Here is a 17,920-nt window from a genome sequence, read left to right on the forward strand (position 1 = left end):
CATGCCCTGGATACAACTCCAGATTCCAGCTGATCCCGACACTGCGGATCAGCTGGAAGACCTGCTAATGGAAATGGGTTCGGATGCCGTTTCCATGGAAGACGCCGCCGACCAACCCCTCTACGAACCCGACCCGGGCACAACCCCCTTGTGGAGCCAAACCACCGTCACCGGCCTGTTTCAATCGGATCGGGATATCGAGCAGCTGTGCTCTGACATCCGGGACGCCTGGCATCAACAAACCCAGCAAACGCTGGCCGAAATCGATGTCACGCTGGTCGAAGACAAGGATTGGGAGCGGGCCTGGATGGATGATTTCCATCCATTGCGCTTTGGCGAGCGTCTCTGGATTGTTCCCAGCTGGCACGACGCCCCTGACCCGGATGCCGCCAACCTGCTGCTGGACCCCGGCCTCGCGTTCGGCACCGGCACCCACCCGACAACCGCGCTTTGCCTTCAGTGGCTGGACGGCCAGGATGTCGATGGCAAGCAAGTGATCGACTACGGCTGTGGCTCTGGCATTCTGGGTCTTGCCGCTCTCCTTCTGGGCGCGAAACACGTCATTGGCGTAGACACCGATCCTCAGGCTTTAGAAGCCAGTCGGGAAAACGCCCGGCGCAACAACGTTGAAGACGACCGGCTGGACCTCTACCTGCCCGGCAGCGATCCCGATACCCAAGCCGACGTCATGCTCGCCAACATTCTGGCCCAACCGTTGATTGGTTTGGCGTCCCGTTTGGCCGCCCTGACTCGTACCGGCGGCAGCCTTGTACTCTCCGGTATTCTGTCGAATCAGGCCAGAGAAGTCATGGAAGCCTACGAACCTTGGTTTATCATGGACGAACCCGAACAAAAAGAAGAGTGGATACGCCTCACAGGACGGCGCAAGGGCGAGTGACGAAGCAAACGTTTACGTCTAAACTGCGTGGTTCCTAGTAACCACGCAGTGACGAAGCGTTCAGGATAACAGCATGACCCAAAGCAGCCTGCAAACACAGTGCCCCGAGTGCGCCACCCGGTTTCGGGTAACGGACGAACAGCTCAGTGTCGCGGGAGGCAAAGTCCGCTGCGGCCACTGCATGGCCATCTTTAATGCAAAAGAGCACCCGATAGCGGCCTCTGGGGTGGCAGCGTCATCCGCCGCTCCTGCCAGCGACAAACCTTCAACCCCTCCAGACGCCAGCCACGACGACGCCCGCAGCAGCGTGATTGACGACGACTTTGTTTTCGCTGACAACCCCGAAGAAGATGCGGAAGAAGGCCTTTATGCAGGCGACAAGCTCACCTTCTCCGAAGACGAACTGAGCGAAAGCTTTCTCTCGGTTGACGACCACCACAACGAGAACTTCTCTGACGACCACCAAGACTCGATCAGCGCGAACGTCGATGAGAGCTGGGCCGAAGCCATGCTCTCAGACGATCATCCCGCACCGTCCGAGAAACACCCCAAAGCCCCAGAACCAGAGCCGGAGCCGGAGCCGGAGCCGGAGCCGGAAACAGAGTCTGCCAACTCTGCCTCAGACGACAGCGCTGACGAGGTGGGCGACCCCATGATTAGCCACACTCGCCCGGACCAAACGTCGGCCACTTTGTACCAGGATTTGCGACGAGATCCGGTATCGGTTGGCGGCGGAGCCGGCCGCCTTCGAACGGTGCTGTGGAGCCTTGTAACACTTGCACTGCTAGGACTCTTGGTGGCCCAGGCTACCTGGTTCCAGTTTGACCGGCTCTCCGCCATCCCACAGCTACGACCCTTTTACGAAAAAGGCTGTGAACTGGCCGGCTGCGAACTCAAGCCACTGGTCAACGTGGACGCCATACAAAGCCGCAAACTGGTGGTTCGCACAGCCCCGGACAACCGCAACCAACTGATTGTCGATGCAGTCATTATCAATCGCGCCAAGTTTGAGCAGCCATTCCCTTCTATTGCTCTGACCTTTTCCAACTTGAATGGCGATGTTGTAGCGCAAAGCGTGTTCAGCCCCGAAGAGTATATTACCGGTGACGGCGAGGCTCTGGAAAACATGCCGACCGACACCCCGGTCAAGATTGCCATCCGAATTCGTGACCCGGGACGCGACGCGGTCAATTACAACCTACTGTTCCGTCCGTAGATACCGATAGGCCAGACAACGTTCTACAGTCGGTCGAGTAAAAGTCAACCAGACAGAGCGAAAAATAATCAACTTTTTCGCTCATTTATCCCTTCAATCAAACTGCCCTCGGCGGTATCATTACCGCCCTTCGGGAATCAGTCGTTCAGATTTTGAGCAACGACGAAAAACCGAACCTTGCTAAACCCGCTGTGACACGGACTCAGATCATGCTGCCAACGGCAAAAATCGGGCCGTACACCCTGCCCAACCCATTGATAGTTGCACCCATGGCCGGTGTAACAGATCGCCCGTTTCGACTCTTGTGTCGAAGAATGGGTGCTGGTTTGGCGGTATCTGAAATGGTCATAGCGGACAGCAAGCTCTGGCATACGCGCAAATCTCGCACCCGGATGAACCATCAGGGCGAACCCGAACCCCGGTCAGTGCAAATTGCCGGCGGCGACCCAGATATGCTGGCCAACGCCGCAAGGCAAAACGCCGAATTTGGTGCCCAGATCATCGACATCAACATGGGGTGTCCAGCTAAAAAAGTCTGCAACAAGGCCGCTGGTTCGGCCCTGATGAAAGACGAAAAGCTGGTTCAGGAAATTCTGGAAGCGGTCGTCAACGCCGTCGATATTCCGGTGACACTGAAAATGCGCACAGGTTGGGATCGCGACAACCGCAACGCCAAAACAATTGCAAAAATGGCAGAAGACGCAGGCATTCAGGCCCTCGCTGTACACGGCCGCACAAGAGCCGACAAATACCTGGGCGATGCCGAATACGACACCATTGCCGAAGTAAAAGCCAGTGTGGGTATTCCGGTGTTTGCCAACGGCGACATCACCACACCGGAAAAAGCCCGGCATGTATTGGCCTACACCGGCGCAGACGGGTTACTGATCGGCAGAGGCGCGCAAGGCCGGCCATGGATTTTTCGGGAAATCATGCATTTTCTCGAAACCGGCGAACACCTTGCAGCACCGCCCCTGACGGAAGTGGAGCAGATTCTCCAAGAGCATCTCGCCGAACTGCACAGCTTCTACGGGGAAAAGATGGGCGTGCGTATCGCCAGAAAACATGTGGGCTGGTATCTGCAGACCCACGACGAAAGCAAACAGTTCCGCAGTCGCTTCAATGGGATCGAAGACCCACTGGAGCAAAAAGACAGCATCGCACAGTACTTTGCACGCTTACGAAATGGAGAGGTATTCGCAGCATGACCGCTGAGACTTTGGCACACGATAATCTGAGCACCCCGGCCAACGATGAATCACATCAGTTGCACACGGTAAACGGCAGCGGCAATAGCGTCACCCTGCGCGACAGCGTAGAAGTTGCTTTGAAGAACTACTTCGCGCAACTGGACGGAGCGCCCGTCACCGACGTATACCAACTGGTGCTTTCTGAAGTTGAAGCGCCCCTGCTCGAGCAGGTAATGAAGTACACCCGCAACAACCAGACCAAAGCTTCCACGATGCTTGGCCTGAACCGCGGAACCCTGCGCAAGAAACTGAAGCAATACGGTCTGCTATAATCAGACATGACCCTCAAGGGCCTCCCGGATTCGTTCGCGAGGCCTTTGTTCTTTATATTCAGGCTAACCCCCGGCTTATCTGAACAGCGAAGAAACTGAACCATGGCAAACCAGGCTAACACCCCCGTCCGTCGCGCCCTGATCAGCGTGAGTGATAAAACCGGCATCGTCGATTTCGCACGTGCCCTGACCGAACGCGGCATTGAGCTGCTGTCTACTGGCGGCACCTTCCGGCTGCTGCAGGAAAACAAGGTACCGGTCACCGAAGTGTCTGATTACACCGGTTTCCCGGAAATGATGGACGGCCGGGTGAAAACCCTGCATCCGAAGATTCACGGTGGCGTTCTGGGCCGTCGCGGTACTGACGACGCGATCATGGCCGAGCACGGCATCAATCCGATCGACATGGTGGTGGTCAACCTCTACCCGTTCGAAGATACCGTGGCGAAACCGGATTGCGATCTGGCGACCGCCATCGAAAACATCGACATCGGTGGCCCGACCATGGTTCGCGCTGCGGCCAAAAACCACAACGACGTCGCCATTGTTGTTAACTCGACGGACTACAGCCGTGTGCTGAAAGAACTCGAAGAGAACGACGGCGACCTGACCTACAACACCCGTTTCGATCTGGCCGTCAAAGCGTTCGAACATACCGCGGGTTACGACGGTGCCATCGCCAACTATCTGGGCGGGCGCACACCCAACAACGACAACGCCGATTTTCCCCGCACTTTCAACACCCAGTTTGTGAAGGTTCAGGACATGCGTTACGGCGAAAACCCACACCAGCGCGCCGCTTTCTATGCCGAAAGCAATCCGCGTGAAGCCTCGGTTGCCACTGCCAAGCAGCTGCAAGGTAAAGAGCTGAGCTACAACAACGTCGCCGATACCGACGCTGCGCTGGAATGCGTAAAGCCCTTTGCTGATCCGGCCTGTGTCATCGTGAAGCACGCCAACCCGTGCGGCGTTGCCATTGGTGCCGACATTCTTCAGGCCTACGACCTGGCCTTCGCGACCGATCCGACCTCCGCCTTTGGTGGCATCATCGCCTTCAACCGCGAGCTGGATGCGAAAACCGCCAAGGCCATCGTTGATCGCCAGTTTGTGGAAGTCATCATTGCCCCGAGCATCGCGCCCGAAGCGGTAGAAATCGTCTCTGCCAAGAAGAACGTGCGCCTGCTGGCCTGTGGCGAATTCGACAGCCACCGTGCCAAGACCATGGACTACAAACGCGTTACCGGCGGCCTGCTGGTTCAGGACCGCGACCTGGGCATGGTCGCCATGGAAGACGTGAAGGTAGTGACAGAGCGCCAGCCCACCGAACAGGAACTGAACGACCTGTTGTTCGCCTGGGAAGTGGCCAAGTACGTTAAATCCAACGCCATCGTGTATGCCAAAGCCGGCCGCACCATCGGTGTCGGCGCGGGCCAGATGAGCCGCGTATACAGCGCCAAGATTGCCGGTATCAAAGCCGCCGACGAAGGCCTGGAAGTGAAAGGTTCGGTCATGTCTTCCGACGCCTTCTTCCCGTTCCGTGATGGTATCGATGCCGCCGCCGCAGCGGGCATTACCGCGGTGATTCAGCCGGGCGGCTCCATGCGCGACCAGGAAGTGATCGACGCGGCCAACGAACACGGCATCGCGATGGTCTTCACCGGCATGCGCCACTTCCGTCACTGATCAACGCATTCAGGAGCACAACATGAACATTCTGATTATCGGCAGTGGCGGACGTGAACACGCACTGGCCTGGAAAGCAGCCCAATCACCACTGGCGGACAAAGTATTTGTCGCACCGGGTAACGCCGGCACCGCCCGCGAGCCCGGTTTGGAAAACGTCGATCTCGACGTTATGGATCTGGACGGCCTGGCCAACTTCGCCGAACAGAACAGCGTTGGCCTGACCATCGTTGGCCCGGAAGCCCCGCTGGTGGCTGGCGTAGTCGATAAATTTGAAGAACGCGGCCTGCGCATCTTCGGCCCCAGCGCCGGATCGGCCCAGCTTGAGGGTTCCAAGGCCTTCACCAAGGACTTTCTGGCGCGCCAGGAGATCCCGACGGCTGATTACGCCAACTTTACCGACGTTGACGAAGCCCTCGCTTACGTTCGTGAAAAAGGCGCTCCGATTGTCGTCAAAGCCGATGGCCTGGCGGCCGGTAAAGGCGTCATCGTTGCTATGACTCTGGAAGAAGCCGAGGACGCTATTCGCGACATGCTCGCAGGCAACGCCTTCGGGGATGCAGGCAGCCGTGTTGTGGTCGAAGAGTTCCTGGACGGTGAAGAAGCCTCGTTCATCGTCATGGTGGATGGCAAGAACGTACTGGCCATGGCCACCTCTCAAGATCACAAGCGCGTTGGCGACGGTGACACCGGCCCTAACACCGGTGGCATGGGTGCTTACTCTCCTGCTCCCGTGGTCACGCCTGATGTGCACCAGCGCATCATGGAGGAAGTGATCATGCCCACCGTCAATGGCATGGCCGCAGAAGGCCACCCGTACACGGGTTTTCTTTACGCTGGCCTGATGATCGACACCACCGGCGCGCCCAAGGTGATCGAATTCAACTGCCGCTTCGGCGATCCGGAAACCCAGCCGATCATGCTGCGCATGAAATCAGACATCGTTGAGCTGTCTCTGGCCGCCGTTGACGGCACCCTCGATCAGTGTGATTCCGTTTGGGATGAGCGCGCCTCGGTGGGCATCGTTCTGGCCGCCGGCGGCTACCCGGGCAGCTACAACAAGGGCGACGTGATTTCCGGCTTGCCGGAATCGGAAGTAGACGGCGAAAAAGTCTTCCACGCCGGCACCAGCCTGAAAGACGGTGACGTTGTCACCAACGGCGGTCGCGTCCTATGCGCGACCGCCTTGGGTAATACCGTCACCGAAGCTCAACAGCGCGCCTACGACTTGGCTGCAAAAGTTAAGTGGGACGGTGCTTTCTGCCGAAAGGACATTGCGTACCTGGCTATCGCCCGTGAACAAGGCTGATTCGTAACACCGTTCACACGCACTGTCAGCCCGGTCATTGACCGGGCTTTTTTATGCCGTAATGTAAAGCCCTTTCCAAGGAACAAACGGCCTAAAAGCCCGAGGAACCACACCTATGCTGAAATCATCACCACTGACCTTAGTGCTACTGCTAACCTCTGTACTGCTAACCAGCGCCTGCTCTCGCCACAGTATTTATGAAACGGCCATCGATTGGGAACGCTCCGGTGCGGGGCTGGAAGCCAGCACAATCAACGTTGGCGAGCTCGACATCGCCTACCTCCACAACCGTGAAGCCAACAACGGCGACACCGTCGTTCTGGTTCACGGCTTTGCCGCCAATAAAGATAACTGGACCCGCATGGCCGGGGAACTCACAGACGAGTTCAACGTCTACGCCATCGATTTGCCCGGCCACGGTGACAGCAGCAAACCGATGGATCTCGGCTACCGGCTGGAGCAGCAAGTCAGCCACCTTGCCCGCATTCTTAAAGCCCTGAAAATCGAACCCATGCACATGATGGGCAACTCCATGGGCGGCGCAATTACCGCGCTCTATGCGGCGACCTACCCCGAGCAGATAAAAACCGCGGTTCTGTTTAATCCCGCCGGGATTCTGGAATACCACAACGAACTCACCGAACTGGTGCTTGCCGGCGATAACCCGTTGATTCCCACCCAGCCCGGCGACTTCGAGCGTCTGGTCGATTTTGCCATGGAGGAAAAACCCTTTATCCCATGGCCTATTCTGGGTGTGATGGAAGAGAAGGCCATTGCCAATCAAGACATCAACAAGGTGATCTTCGCCGACATCCGCGAAGCCGGTCTGAATTCCGATTTTCGCGATGCCATCAAACACATCGAAGATCCGGTTCTGATTGTCTGGGGTAAAGAAGATCGCGTGCTGGATTACCGCAACGGAGCCCTGTTCAAAAAAGACATTCCGGGTGCCCGACTGACCATACTTGAAGGCATCGGACACGCGCCGATGATCGAAACACCGGAAGAATCCGCTCAGTTGTTTCTCGACTTCTCCAGACCCTACCGGTCAGAAAACGACAAAGATCAAATGGCAACGCGTTAGCCGTAAATCGACTTCAATGCGGGGAAAAAACAAGGTAGCCTTCTTGTTCTGTTCCCCGGTAAGAGCCTTTCATGCCTGAAGCGATCTGGATTTCTTTTGCCTTTGGCCTCGGCCTGCTGATCAAAATGGTGCACCTGCCACCGCTGATCGGCTATCTCGCCGCGGGTTTTATCCTCAGCGCCATGGCCGCAAACCCGTCTATCCCGATCTCGCCGGAACCCACCGCCGTGCTGGATCACATTGCCCATCTGGGCGTTTTGCTCATGCTCTTTACCGTCGGGCTGAAACTGAAACTGAAATCGGTGATCAGCCCGGAAGTCATTGGTGGCAGCCTGCTGCACTTCACAATAACTGCCCTTGTCTTCGCGCCCGGCATTTATCTGATTCTTGAGGTCAGCTGGTACACCGCGCTGATGCTGGCGATCGCCTTGTCGTTCTCCTCAACTGTGCTCGCCGCAAAAGTACTGGAAAACAAACGAGAACTGCGCGCGTTCCACGGGCGAGTGTCGATTGGCATCCTGATCATGCAGGACTTGATCGCGCTGGTGGTGATGAGTCTGGCGGCAGGGCAAACACCGTCGCAATGGGCGCTGATCGTATTTGGCCTGCCCTTGCTTCGCCCGGTTCTGTACAAACTGCTGGACGCAAGCGGCCATGAAGAACTCTTGGTCCTGCTTGGTTTGTTACTCGCACTGGTGCTGGGAGGTTTGGGCTTTCAGGCCGTCGGGCTCAGCTCGGAACTCGGCGCACTGGTATTCGGCGCCATTCTGGCCAACCATCCGAGAAGCCAGGAACTGGCGAAATCCCTGTGGAGCGTGAAAGAAATCTTCCTGGTGGGGTTCTTTCTTCAAATCGGCATTGACGGCCTGCCGGGCAAAGATGCCATCCTCTTCGCCGTTATTGTGGCCTTGATCCTGCCTTTGAAAGGTATTTTATTCTTCTTCCTGATGCTGCTTTTCCGCCTGCGTGCGCGCAGCAGCTTCCTGACTTCATTGGCGCTGACCAACTACAGTGAATTCGGCCTGATTGTGGCCAGCGTTGCCCTGCCCGAATGGCTGGTTCCCCTGGCTTTGTCGGTCGCCTTGTCATTCCTGATATCCGCACCGCTCAACCGTTTGGCACACCCACTGTATGAGCGCTGGAGCCACCGCTTGGTGCCCTTCGAAAACGACCGACGGCACCCGGATGAGCTGCCCATATCGTTGGGCGACACCCGCGTTGTGGTGATGGGCATGGGGCGAACCGGCACTGCCGCCTATGATGCCCTGAGCGACACCGAAGCCCGGCTTATGGCTCTGGATTCCGATTTAGCCAAAGTCGCGCGGCACCAGAAACAGAGCCGTAACGTGGTCTACGCCGACGCGGAAGACAACACCTTCTGGGAAGCCCTGCACATGCCTTCCGTGGAAGCCGTCATTCTGGCCATGGGTGACATAGAAGCGAAACTGATCGCCGCCCGCATGCTGAGAAAACTCGGCTTCACCGGCTACATCGTCGCCCACACCATGTATGAAGACGAAGCCGAACGCATACGCGAAGCCGGAGCCAACGCGGCCTATCTCACCATGAGTGAAACCGGCGTTGCCTTAGCCTCTCACCTGGAGAAAATCGCCCCGAAAGTCTTCGAACCCGAGGCAACACTCTCTCAGCCTAAACAGCCATCAACCTAAAGCGCAAGTACGAAAACCAGTAAACACATCGTTTCTCTGAGGCAGATACGCCTGCCGATAGGTGCCACGAATCAGGCTTGAGGTCGTGGCACAACTCCCGCCACGAGTGACCTTGTGGTCACCGAACTGAAGCGTTGACATAAACGGGTACATATCCACCTTGAAGCCGTCGTACGGCAAAAACTGGTCGCTGGTCCACTCCCACACCGACCCCAGCATCTGCCGACAGCCAAACGCACTGTCACCCGCCGGATAATCAAACACCGGGTTCTGCGCCATCGATCGGCCGTTCATATCTACACGAGATGCGTCCGGCGCATCATTACCCCAAGGGTAACGCCGGAACACCTCACCCGGCCGGTTCGCCAAAGCGGCCACCTCCCACTCATACTCCGTCGGCAACCGCCGCTCCGCCCAACGACACCACGCCTCCGCCTCCCAGTAGGAGACATGCGTCACCGGCGCATCCGGGTTCAACGGCAACCACTGATCAAACAACCGAACCTGCCACTGCCCGTCCTGACACCGCCAATACACCGGGTGCTCCGGAGCCGACTCCAGCCACTGCCGGCCACCAAACGACCACAGCTCCGGCCGCTGATAACCACCATCCTCAACGAACGCCAGAAACTCCCGATTCGACACCAGCGTGCGACTGATCGCAAACCCCGGCAACGGCACCTCAAACCGCGGTTTCTCCCCATCAAAGGCAAAATCCTTCGCGGCAAACGCCTCCGAAGCACCAGGCATCCCGACCACCCAACGCCCCGCCGGCACCTCCACATCCCCGGCGACCGCCTCACCCGGCGCCGGCCGATCACCAACGAAATCCGTCGGAGCCGGATAATTCACCGTCTGACGACACCAGATCAACGACTCAATGTGCATGTTCTGATGAAAAATCGCATAGCGATACAGATACAACTCCTGATCCGTCAGCTCACAGCCACGAATACGCTCCGCCACCCGGTCATAAACCGTATGGAAGTATTCCAGCGTCTCCTCACGCCCGGGAAACAAATCCCGGCGCCAACGATCCCGATGCTGCACATGAAACGAATCCCACAGATCGTCCATCGCCGGGTTATAACTCGCCAAACCGTCCAGCAGCTTGAACACAAACACCTCATAGAAGAACGCCGAATGCCCCATCTCCCACAGCGGCGGATTCACACCGGGGTGATAGGGAACATCCAGCTGGGTGTCGGATAACGAATTGATGAGTTGTTCTGTTCGAGTTCGGGCGAGCATCAGCTCATCAAGCAACTGGGCTTTTGTTTCAAGAACAGACATCGAGTTTAGCTTCACTGAAAGGATCTCCCTGCGTCTGGGAATCGGCAGAGGGGAGGCGCTTCCAAAAATGTGCGTAGCCATGGATGGCGAAGCAGAAGCGCCACATGGATGTGCCGAAGGAGCGGTTTTTGGAAGCGCCTCCCCTCTGCCGGTTCTTACTCCCATTCAGCATAACAACAAAAAACCGCCGAGGGCAGAAACCCAAGGCGGTTCAATAACATTCACAAAGAACTGACCGAAATCAGCCCTAATGGTCAGGCCTTCTTACGCTGCTTGCGCCAATCCCCAAAGTCCTCAATCAACTTATAGAACAAAGGCACAAAAAACAGCGCCAAGGTACTGGCCGCCAGCATACCACCAACCACCACCGTACCAATCTCCTGACGACTCACAGCACCCGCGCCGGAACTGAACGCCAACGGCAACGACCCCACAATAAAGGTCAACGCCGTCATCATAATCGCCCGGAAACGCTGACGCGCCGCCGCACTGGCCGCCTCAAATGAACTCATACCCGACTTCCGGTTCTGCGCCGCAAACTCCACAATCAGAATCGCGTTCTTCGCCGCCAGCCCGATCAACACCAACAGCCCCACCTGGAAATAAATATCGTTCGGGAAGCCACGCCACAACGACGCCAGTGCCGCCCCAAACACCCCAAACGGAACCGCCGTCGCCACCGCCACCGGCAAACCCCAACGCTCATACTGAGCCGCCAGAATCAGGAACACCAGCAACAAACCCATGCCAAATGCCATGGCACCGGAGTCTGCGGAATCCTGCAACTGATAGGCTTCACCGGTCCAACCGACCAAGGTATCCCGATCAAACTGTTCAGCAGCGACAGCTTCCAACGCCGCCAGTGCCGCACCCGTGGTATAGCCCGGGCCAGGGTCAGCCAGCAGTTTCGCCGCCGGATACACGTTAAACCGGTTCAGAATATCTGGACCACTGGTACGCTCCAACTCAACCAACGAGCTGAGCGGAATCATCTCGCCGTAATTGGAGCGCACAAACACCTTACGCAAATCTCCCGGATGGCTACGGAACTCGCCTTCCGACTGAAGGTTCACCTGCCAGTTACGGCCCTCCAGCGTAAAGTCGTTCACATACAAACCACCAAAGGTGCTCTGCATGGTCGTAAAGATCTGATCAATGGGCACGCCGGCTGCCTGAGCCTTTTCACGGTCCACGTTCGCCTTGTAACGAGGAATACCAGTATCCAGCGTCACCCGCACGTTAGTCAGTTCCGGCCGGGCATTCGCGGCCTGCGTGAACTTGTCCGATATCGCCTTAATCTCGGCAGGGGTACGTCCACCTCGAGCCTGAATGTAGCCCTCCACACCACCGGTGGTCGACAGGCCTTGAATCGGTGGCGGCGTAAAGGCAATTACGAACGCTTCCGGCATGCCAAAGCCAATACCCATGATCTTCTTGGCAATATCGGCGGCACCCTGGCCCTCGCCTTCACGCTCCGCCCAATCTTCCAGCGTCACAAATGCGACACCGCTGTTGGTGCGAAGCGCACTGGAAATAATGTCGAAGCCGGCAAAGGCTACGACATCTTTCACTTCCGGCAGGCTTTTCATTTTCGCGGCCAACTCATCCCGGGCATCTTCCGTGCGGCTCATCGCCGACACCGGGGGCAATGCATAAGCGGCCAACACAAAGCCCTGATCTTCCTGCGGCACCAGCCCTGAAGGCATCTTATTCATCAGGAACACCACGCTGCCCAGCATGGCCGAAAACAACAGCACGCCCACAACCGCGTGCCTCAGCAGCCAGTCCACCACGCCTGAGAAACCTGTGGTCAACTTGTCGAAGCCAGCATCAAACCAGCGGAACACGGCCAGCTGTTTGTTTTCTTTACCCAGCAACATGGCACACATAGCCGGGGTCAACGTGAGCGCCACAACGGCGGAGATGACCACCGATACCGCAATGGTGATCGCAAACTGCCGGTACAACTCACCACTGAGCCCGCCCAAAAACGCCACTGGAGCAAACACGGCCACCAGCACCAATGTTGATGAAATCACCGCGCCGGAAACCTGGCCAATGGTGGTCACCGCAGCATCGTAGGCGGTCATGCCTTTCTCTTTAATCAGCCGTTCGGCGTTTTCCATGATGATGATGGCGTTATCCACCACCACCCCGATGGCCAATATCAACCCGAACAGAGTCAGCAGGTTCACCGAGAAGCCCAGCGCCTGCATGCCCGCAAAGGTACCGATCAGCGACACCGGAATGGCCATCAACGGTATCAGGGTGGCACTGAGGTTTTGCAGGAACAGGAAGGTCACCAGAACCACCAGAACCACCGCCATAATGAAGGTGCTGAACACCTCCTGAATGGAGATATCGATAAAGCGGGTGGTGTCATAAGGAACGCTGAATTCCAGGCCTTCCGGGAAACGGTCCGAAATCTCTGCCATCGCCTTGTTCACGGCTTCCGCAGCATCCAGGGCATTGGCGCCCGGCTGCAGATAGATACCCATAGGTACGGTCGCGCTGCCGTTATAAATCGCCGCAAAATCATAGTTCAGGGCACCCAATTCAATCCGCGCTACATCTTTCAAACGCAAAGACGCACCTAGCTCGTCACTGCGCAAAATCACTTCGCCGAACTCTTCAGGGCTGGTCAGTCGGCCGGGGGCCGAGACACTGAAGGTGAACGCCTGCCCTTTCGGAGCCGGTTCTGCGCCAATTCGACCGGCGGCGAACTGGGCGTTTTGAGCGCGCAACGCATTCGCCACATCGCCCGGGGTCAGTTCGTACTGCGCCAGCTTGTCGGGCCGCAACCAGATTCGCATCGAGTAATCCTGGGCACCGAACAAAGAGGCGTTACCGATGCCGGGTAAGCGCACCAGCTCGTCGAGCACGTTCAACAAGGCGTAGTTGGAAATCTCCACCACGTCCATGGAATTGTCGGGAGACGACAGGGCAATCACCTGTAAAATCGACGTCGAACGGGCCTCAACTTTCAGGCCCTGGTTACGAACGGATTGAGGCAAGCGCGCCAGCGCCTGCTGTACCCGGTTGTTCACGTTAATGGTGGCCTGATCCGGATCGGTCCCGATCTCGAACGACACTGAGATCCGGAAACTGCCGGAATCGGTCGCGCTGGATTCCAGGTAGATCATATCGTCAACGCCGTTGATCTCCTGCTCCAGCGGTGCGACCACTGAATCAGAAATCACGTCTGCACTGGCACCCGGGAATCGCCCGTCTACCACAACTTGCGGCGGCACCACGTTCGGGTATTGCTCCACCGGCAAACCAAGCAATGCCAGCGCACCGCCCAAAGTAATAATAATCGAGATAACCGTCGCGAATATCGGCCGGTCTATAAATGTGCGCAACATCAGTTCGCACCCTCCCGAGCATCGTCATTGGTAATCTTCACGGGTGCGCCCGGGCGAAGATTGGTCAGGCCAGTAACAATGAACTGGTCGCCGGCGTCCAGTCCTTTCAAACTAATCTGGCGGCCGTTGGTCACAGGACCCAGCTCGACGCTGCGGGCCTGGGCTTTGCCTTCGTCATCAACCACGTACACCATGGGTCCTTTGGGGCCCTCGGCAACGGCGGCTTCCGGCACCAAAACGATGTTTTCAAAGTTCTGGAGCTCAACCCGCACTCGCACAAACTGCCCCGGCACAATGGCATGCTCCGGGTTCGGGAAAACCGCTCGCGCCGACACAGAGCCGGTGCGCGGGTCCAGAGTAGATGCGGTAAAGTCTATCCGGCCTTCCATTGAGTATTCCTCGCCATTTGCCAACACCAGCCGGGCCGATACGTCCTGAGCTTCATCAGAACGGGCCATGCCTTCCGTTGCCGCACGGCGAATACTGGCGTCGTTTTCCGGCAACGCGAAGCGCACATGCACCGGGTCGAGCTGAACAATCGTTGTCAGCAAGGTGCCCGCGTCCACCAAACTGCCCTCCGGCAGATCCTCAAGACTGGTCACGCCACTTAATGGCGCCGTCACTTCGGTGTACCCACGGTTCAGTTCCGCTTTGGTCATTCCCGCCTCGGCAACCGCCAAATTCGCTTTTGCCAACTCCAGAGCCGACTCGGCAGAATCACGATCCCGTTCACTTACGGCTTTGCGCTTGTACAAAGACGAGATTCTGGCCCACTCCCGCTCTGCCTGACGTACATTTGCTTCGGCCACCTGACGCTGTGCCCTGGCCAATTGGTATGCGGCCTCAGCCGGTTTGGGGTCGATACGGAACAGCGAATCCCCGTTCTGCACCATTTGCCCTTCTGCATATAGCCGTTCTTCAAGCACGCCACTGATTCGCGCCCGCACTTGCACTTCCCTCGCACCCCGCGCCCGCCCGGCATAATCCTGACGCACTGTGGCGTTACTCAATTCGGCGGTTTCTACGGTCACTGCAGCCGGCGGGAAGCCACCGCCACCTTGCTGACCTGCACTGTCTTCACTGCCACAGCCAGCCAGCATCAACAACGCTGACAGGCTTGCAATAATCAACCCGGTGCGGGTAGCTGGGCGATGAAATAATTCCATGGTCATGTGCGTTCTCCTGAACACGAGGCAAGATCAATCCGGGTAAAAAAGCAGGTTAGAACGGCCTGCAAAATTAGCACGCTAACATACATTCATTCGTGTATGTATGTAAACATTTATTCCGCTATACTGACGGTATATACCGACATTACAGTTACGAAATCATGGCACGGAAAACCAAAGCAGAAGCAGCAGCCACCCGCGAATCCATTCTCGATGCCGCCGAGCAGGTCTTTTTTGACAAGGGCGTTGCACGCGCGTCACTGGAACAAATAGCCCACACCGCCGGTGTAACCCGGGGCGCTATCTACTGGCACTTTCGGAATAAACAGGACGTTCTTGACGCCATGCTTGAACGGGTACGCGCACCGCTGGGCGAAATGCTGGAGAGCGGCGACAGCATTGATAACCTGAAAGCCATGTGTGTCTTAGCTCTGCGAAAGCTGGCCGAAGACAAACACTACTTCCGGGTGCATTACATCTTGCTGCACCGCAACGAATCCGATCAGGCACTCAACCGCCACCGCGAGTTGTCCGCCGGTGCAATCACCCAACTGATTGAGGTGATGAAATTACCGGAAAACCGTAAGCGCCTCCGTTCTCACCTCACTCCCGAACAGGCTGCCTATCTGTTACACACGCAAATGCTCGGCCTGTTTTTTCACTGGCTAACCGCACCGGAACAATGGCCTTTGGGAGATACGGCCCCCACCCTGATCGAAACCGTGTTCTTTGGTCTGCTGGTAGACAACTAAGCCCACACCCAAAGAATCACCGGCACCGCGACCATGATCACCACCAGAGAGAGCGGCAGCCCCAGCCGCCAGTAATCGCCGAACTGATACCCACCAGGTTCCATCACCAACGCATTGGATTGGTGACCAATAGGAGTCAGAAAAGCACAAGAAGTTCCCACCGCAACGCCCATTAATGCCGCATCCGCCGGTAAACCTAATTGAACAGACAGGCCCAGCGCTATCGGTGCCACCAATACCGCCGCCGCTGCGTTATTCACCACGTTCGACAACAACATGGATCCGGCCAGAATAATGGTGAGCGCCACCCAGTTTGCCTGGCCCTGCGCCACACTTAAAATCTGGGCGGCAATAAGATCTGCCCCGCCGGTCGTTTCCAGCGCCTGACCCACCGGGATCATAGCCGCGAGCAACACGATGACCGACCAGTCAATCGCCTGATAGGCTTCATTGGGATCCAGAAGCTGAAACACCACCATCGCTACCGCACAGCCAACCAACGCCACCTGCGGCGCAAGCAGTCCCGACAGAATCAGGGCAATGGCTCCCATGAACAGACCACCCGCCAGCCATAGGCTGTTCCGCCGCCCCAGCGACAGCTCGCGCTCCGCCAGAGGCAAGCAGCCGAGCGTTTGGAGCGTCGCCATCAAAGTGCTTTCATACGCCTGCACCAGCAGAATGTCTCCGGAGCGAAACCGTATGTCGGATACCCGCTGGGTTAACCGGTGCCCTTGCCGGGCTATTGCCACCACGTTCAAGCCATACCGTTCACGAAGATTGAAACGGTTGGTTGTGCGACCGATAAGCTGGGATGATGGCGTAATCACCGCTTCCATGAGCCGGACATCGCCAGTCGCTATTTCTTCCTCTCGCTCTTCGCGGACTTGCTTGGCTCGTGCCTGTCCTTCCTCACTCTCGCCGGATTCTTCTTCATTGTCCTCGACGGTGTTCGCTAACGTTAGTCCGGTCTTTTCGACAAATTCTTGCAGGCTTTCGGTATCCGCCTGTACCAACAACACATCATCTTCCCTTAACACTTTATAGGGAGACGGAGCCGGCGAACTTTTCTCATTTCGGATAAGCGCCAAGACCGCTACGCTTTTCTCTTCCTCGCCCGACGTCAGCAAGTCATGCAATGTACTGCCGGCGTAATCACTGCCATCTGGCACTCGCAGTTCGGTGACATAATCCCCCACATTGAAAAACGCTTCGCCATCGTCAGGATCAACCCGCTTGGGGGTAAAACGCCAACCCACAAGCCCAATAAACACAATTCCCGCCAGCGTGATCGACAGCCCCGCCGGTGCAAAGTCAAGCAGCCCGAAACTGCCTCCTTGTCGATAGCTGGCAATAATGATGTTGGGCGGGGTGCCAATAAGCGTGATGGTGCCACCCAACAGCGATCCGAAAGCCAGCGGCATCAGTAGAAAGGACGGTGAACGGCCAGATTTTCGCGACATCCAGATCGCGACCGGCATCAGCAGAGCCAAGGCTCCGACGTTATTAATAAACGCGGAGCACAAGGCAACAACGCCCGTTAACGTCACCACCTGCAGTACCGCATTGTGTCCGATCCTGGCCAGATAGCGGGCAATCGCATTAACCACCCCACCGCTGACCAGCCCCTGGCTGATCACCAATACCGCGGCCACAGTAATCACCGCCGGGTGGCCAAAACCGGCAAAAAGATCACCCGCCGGCACCAATCCCGTAACCGCGACCGCCAACAACGCCAGCATAGCCACTACATCAAAACGCAGCCGGTTCCATACGAACATGATCAGCGTAACCGCAAGCACCAAGAAAACTATGCCTTGCTCAACGTTCAATAGCGCACTCCTTTTTCGGGCTTTCTTGCAGCATACAACAAAGCCCGGAAAACGAGAGACTGACCGAACAAAAGCGTCAAACATTTATACACCTCACGATGACGGCGTGCGCCGTGACACGCCGCAACTT

At 57.1% G+C, this 17,920-nt stretch carries 13 protein-coding genes; 9 read left to right on the forward strand and 4 right to left on the reverse strand.

Going from position 1 to position 17,920, the window contains the following annotated elements; all coding sequences use genetic code 11:
• Position 1: 1 nt before the first annotated feature.
• The 8 genes from prmA (at position 2) to MWU64_RS02685 (ending at position 9,382) form a co-directional block, all read left to right on the forward strand.
• Complete coding sequence (gene prmA / locus MWU64_RS02650) at positions 2 to 898, forward strand: 50S ribosomal protein L11 methyltransferase (RefSeq protein WP_247060492.1); 897 nt, start codon at positions 2 to 4, stop codon at positions 896 to 898.
• A gap of 73 nt (positions 899 to 971) precedes the next feature.
• Positions 972 to 2,114 carry a DUF3426 domain-containing protein gene (locus tag MWU64_RS02655; protein ID WP_247060494.1) on the forward strand — a complete coding sequence of 381 codons (1,143 nt, stop codon included), beginning with the start codon at positions 972 to 974 and terminating at the stop codon, positions 2,112 to 2,114.
• Between the two features lie 212 nt (positions 2,115 to 2,326).
• The gene (gene dusB / locus MWU64_RS02660; RefSeq protein WP_247060772.1) at positions 2,327 to 3,322 is read left to right on the forward strand and encodes a tRNA dihydrouridine synthase DusB; all 996 of its coding nucleotides are present in this window, start codon (positions 2,327 to 2,329) and stop codon (positions 3,320 to 3,322) included.
• A complete protein-coding gene (fis, locus tag MWU64_RS02665) occupies positions 3,319 to 3,636 on the forward strand; it encodes a DNA-binding transcriptional regulator Fis (RefSeq protein ID WP_199005914.1) in 318 nt (105 codons plus the stop codon). The genes dusB and fis overlap by 4 nt, the downstream gene beginning before the upstream one ends.
• Positions 3,637 to 3,738: 102 nt before the next feature.
• A complete protein-coding gene (gene purH / locus MWU64_RS02670; RefSeq protein ID WP_247060496.1) occupies positions 3,739 to 5,319 on the forward strand; it encodes a bifunctional phosphoribosylaminoimidazolecarboxamide formyltransferase/IMP cyclohydrolase in 1,581 nt (526 codons plus the stop codon).
• Positions 5,320 to 5,341: 22 nt separating this feature from the next.
• Positions 5,342 to 6,628: a phosphoribosylamine--glycine ligase gene (gene purD, locus MWU64_RS02675; protein WP_247060509.1), complete on the forward strand. Its 1,287-nt coding sequence runs from the start codon at positions 5,342 to 5,344 to the stop codon at positions 6,626 to 6,628.
• Positions 6,629 to 6,743: 115 nt separating this feature from the next.
• Positions 6,744 to 7,712 (forward strand): alpha/beta hydrolase, encoded by a 969-nt coding sequence (locus MWU64_RS02680; RefSeq protein ID WP_247060511.1) that lies wholly within the window; start codon positions 6,744 to 6,746, stop codon positions 7,710 to 7,712.
• Positions 7,713 to 7,783: 71 nt separating this feature from the next.
• Complete coding sequence (locus tag MWU64_RS02685; protein ID WP_247060513.1) at positions 7,784 to 9,382, forward strand: cation:proton antiporter family protein; 1,599 nt, start codon at positions 7,784 to 7,786, stop codon at positions 9,380 to 9,382.
• Here MWU64_RS02685 and senA read toward each other — a convergent pair.
• From senA to MWU64_RS02700, 3 genes are all read right to left on the reverse strand, one after another.
• On the reverse strand, positions 9,374 to 10,690 hold the full coding sequence (gene senA / locus MWU64_RS02690) for a selenoneine synthase SenA (RefSeq protein ID WP_247060524.1): 1,317 nt from the start codon (positions 10,688 to 10,690) through the stop codon (positions 9,374 to 9,376). The genes MWU64_RS02685 and senA overlap by 9 nt on opposite strands.
• A gap of 239 nt (positions 10,691 to 10,929) precedes the next feature.
• Positions 10,930 to 14,040 carry a multidrug efflux RND transporter permease subunit gene (locus tag MWU64_RS02695; RefSeq protein ID WP_247060526.1) on the reverse strand — a complete coding sequence of 1,037 codons (3,111 nt, stop codon included), beginning with the start codon at positions 14,038 to 14,040 and terminating at the stop codon, positions 10,930 to 10,932.
• Complete coding sequence (locus MWU64_RS02700) at positions 14,040 to 15,212, reverse strand: efflux RND transporter periplasmic adaptor subunit (protein ID WP_247060527.1); 1,173 nt, start codon at positions 15,210 to 15,212, stop codon at positions 14,040 to 14,042. Before MWU64_RS02700 ends, MWU64_RS02695 begins: the two co-directional genes overlap by 1 nt.
• Positions 15,213 to 15,370: 158 nt before the next feature.
• On the opposite strand from MWU64_RS02700, the gene MWU64_RS15400 reads away from it, so the two are divergent.
• Entirely contained in the window at positions 15,371 to 15,961 is a 591-nt protein-coding gene (locus MWU64_RS15400) for a TetR family transcriptional regulator (RefSeq protein ID WP_281496202.1), read from the forward strand.
• Here MWU64_RS15400 and MWU64_RS02715 read toward each other — a convergent pair.
• Positions 15,958 to 17,790: an SLC13 family permease gene (locus MWU64_RS02715; protein ID WP_247060529.1), complete on the reverse strand. Its 1,833-nt coding sequence runs from the start codon at positions 17,788 to 17,790 to the stop codon at positions 15,958 to 15,960. The two genes, MWU64_RS15400 and MWU64_RS02715, sit on opposite strands and share 4 nt — an antisense overlap.
• Positions 17,791 to 17,920 lie beyond the last annotated feature (130 nt).

The organism is Marinobacter sp. S0848L (genome assembly GCF_023016065.1).
Lineage (GTDB): Bacteria > Pseudomonadota > Gammaproteobacteria > Pseudomonadales > Oleiphilaceae > Marinobacter.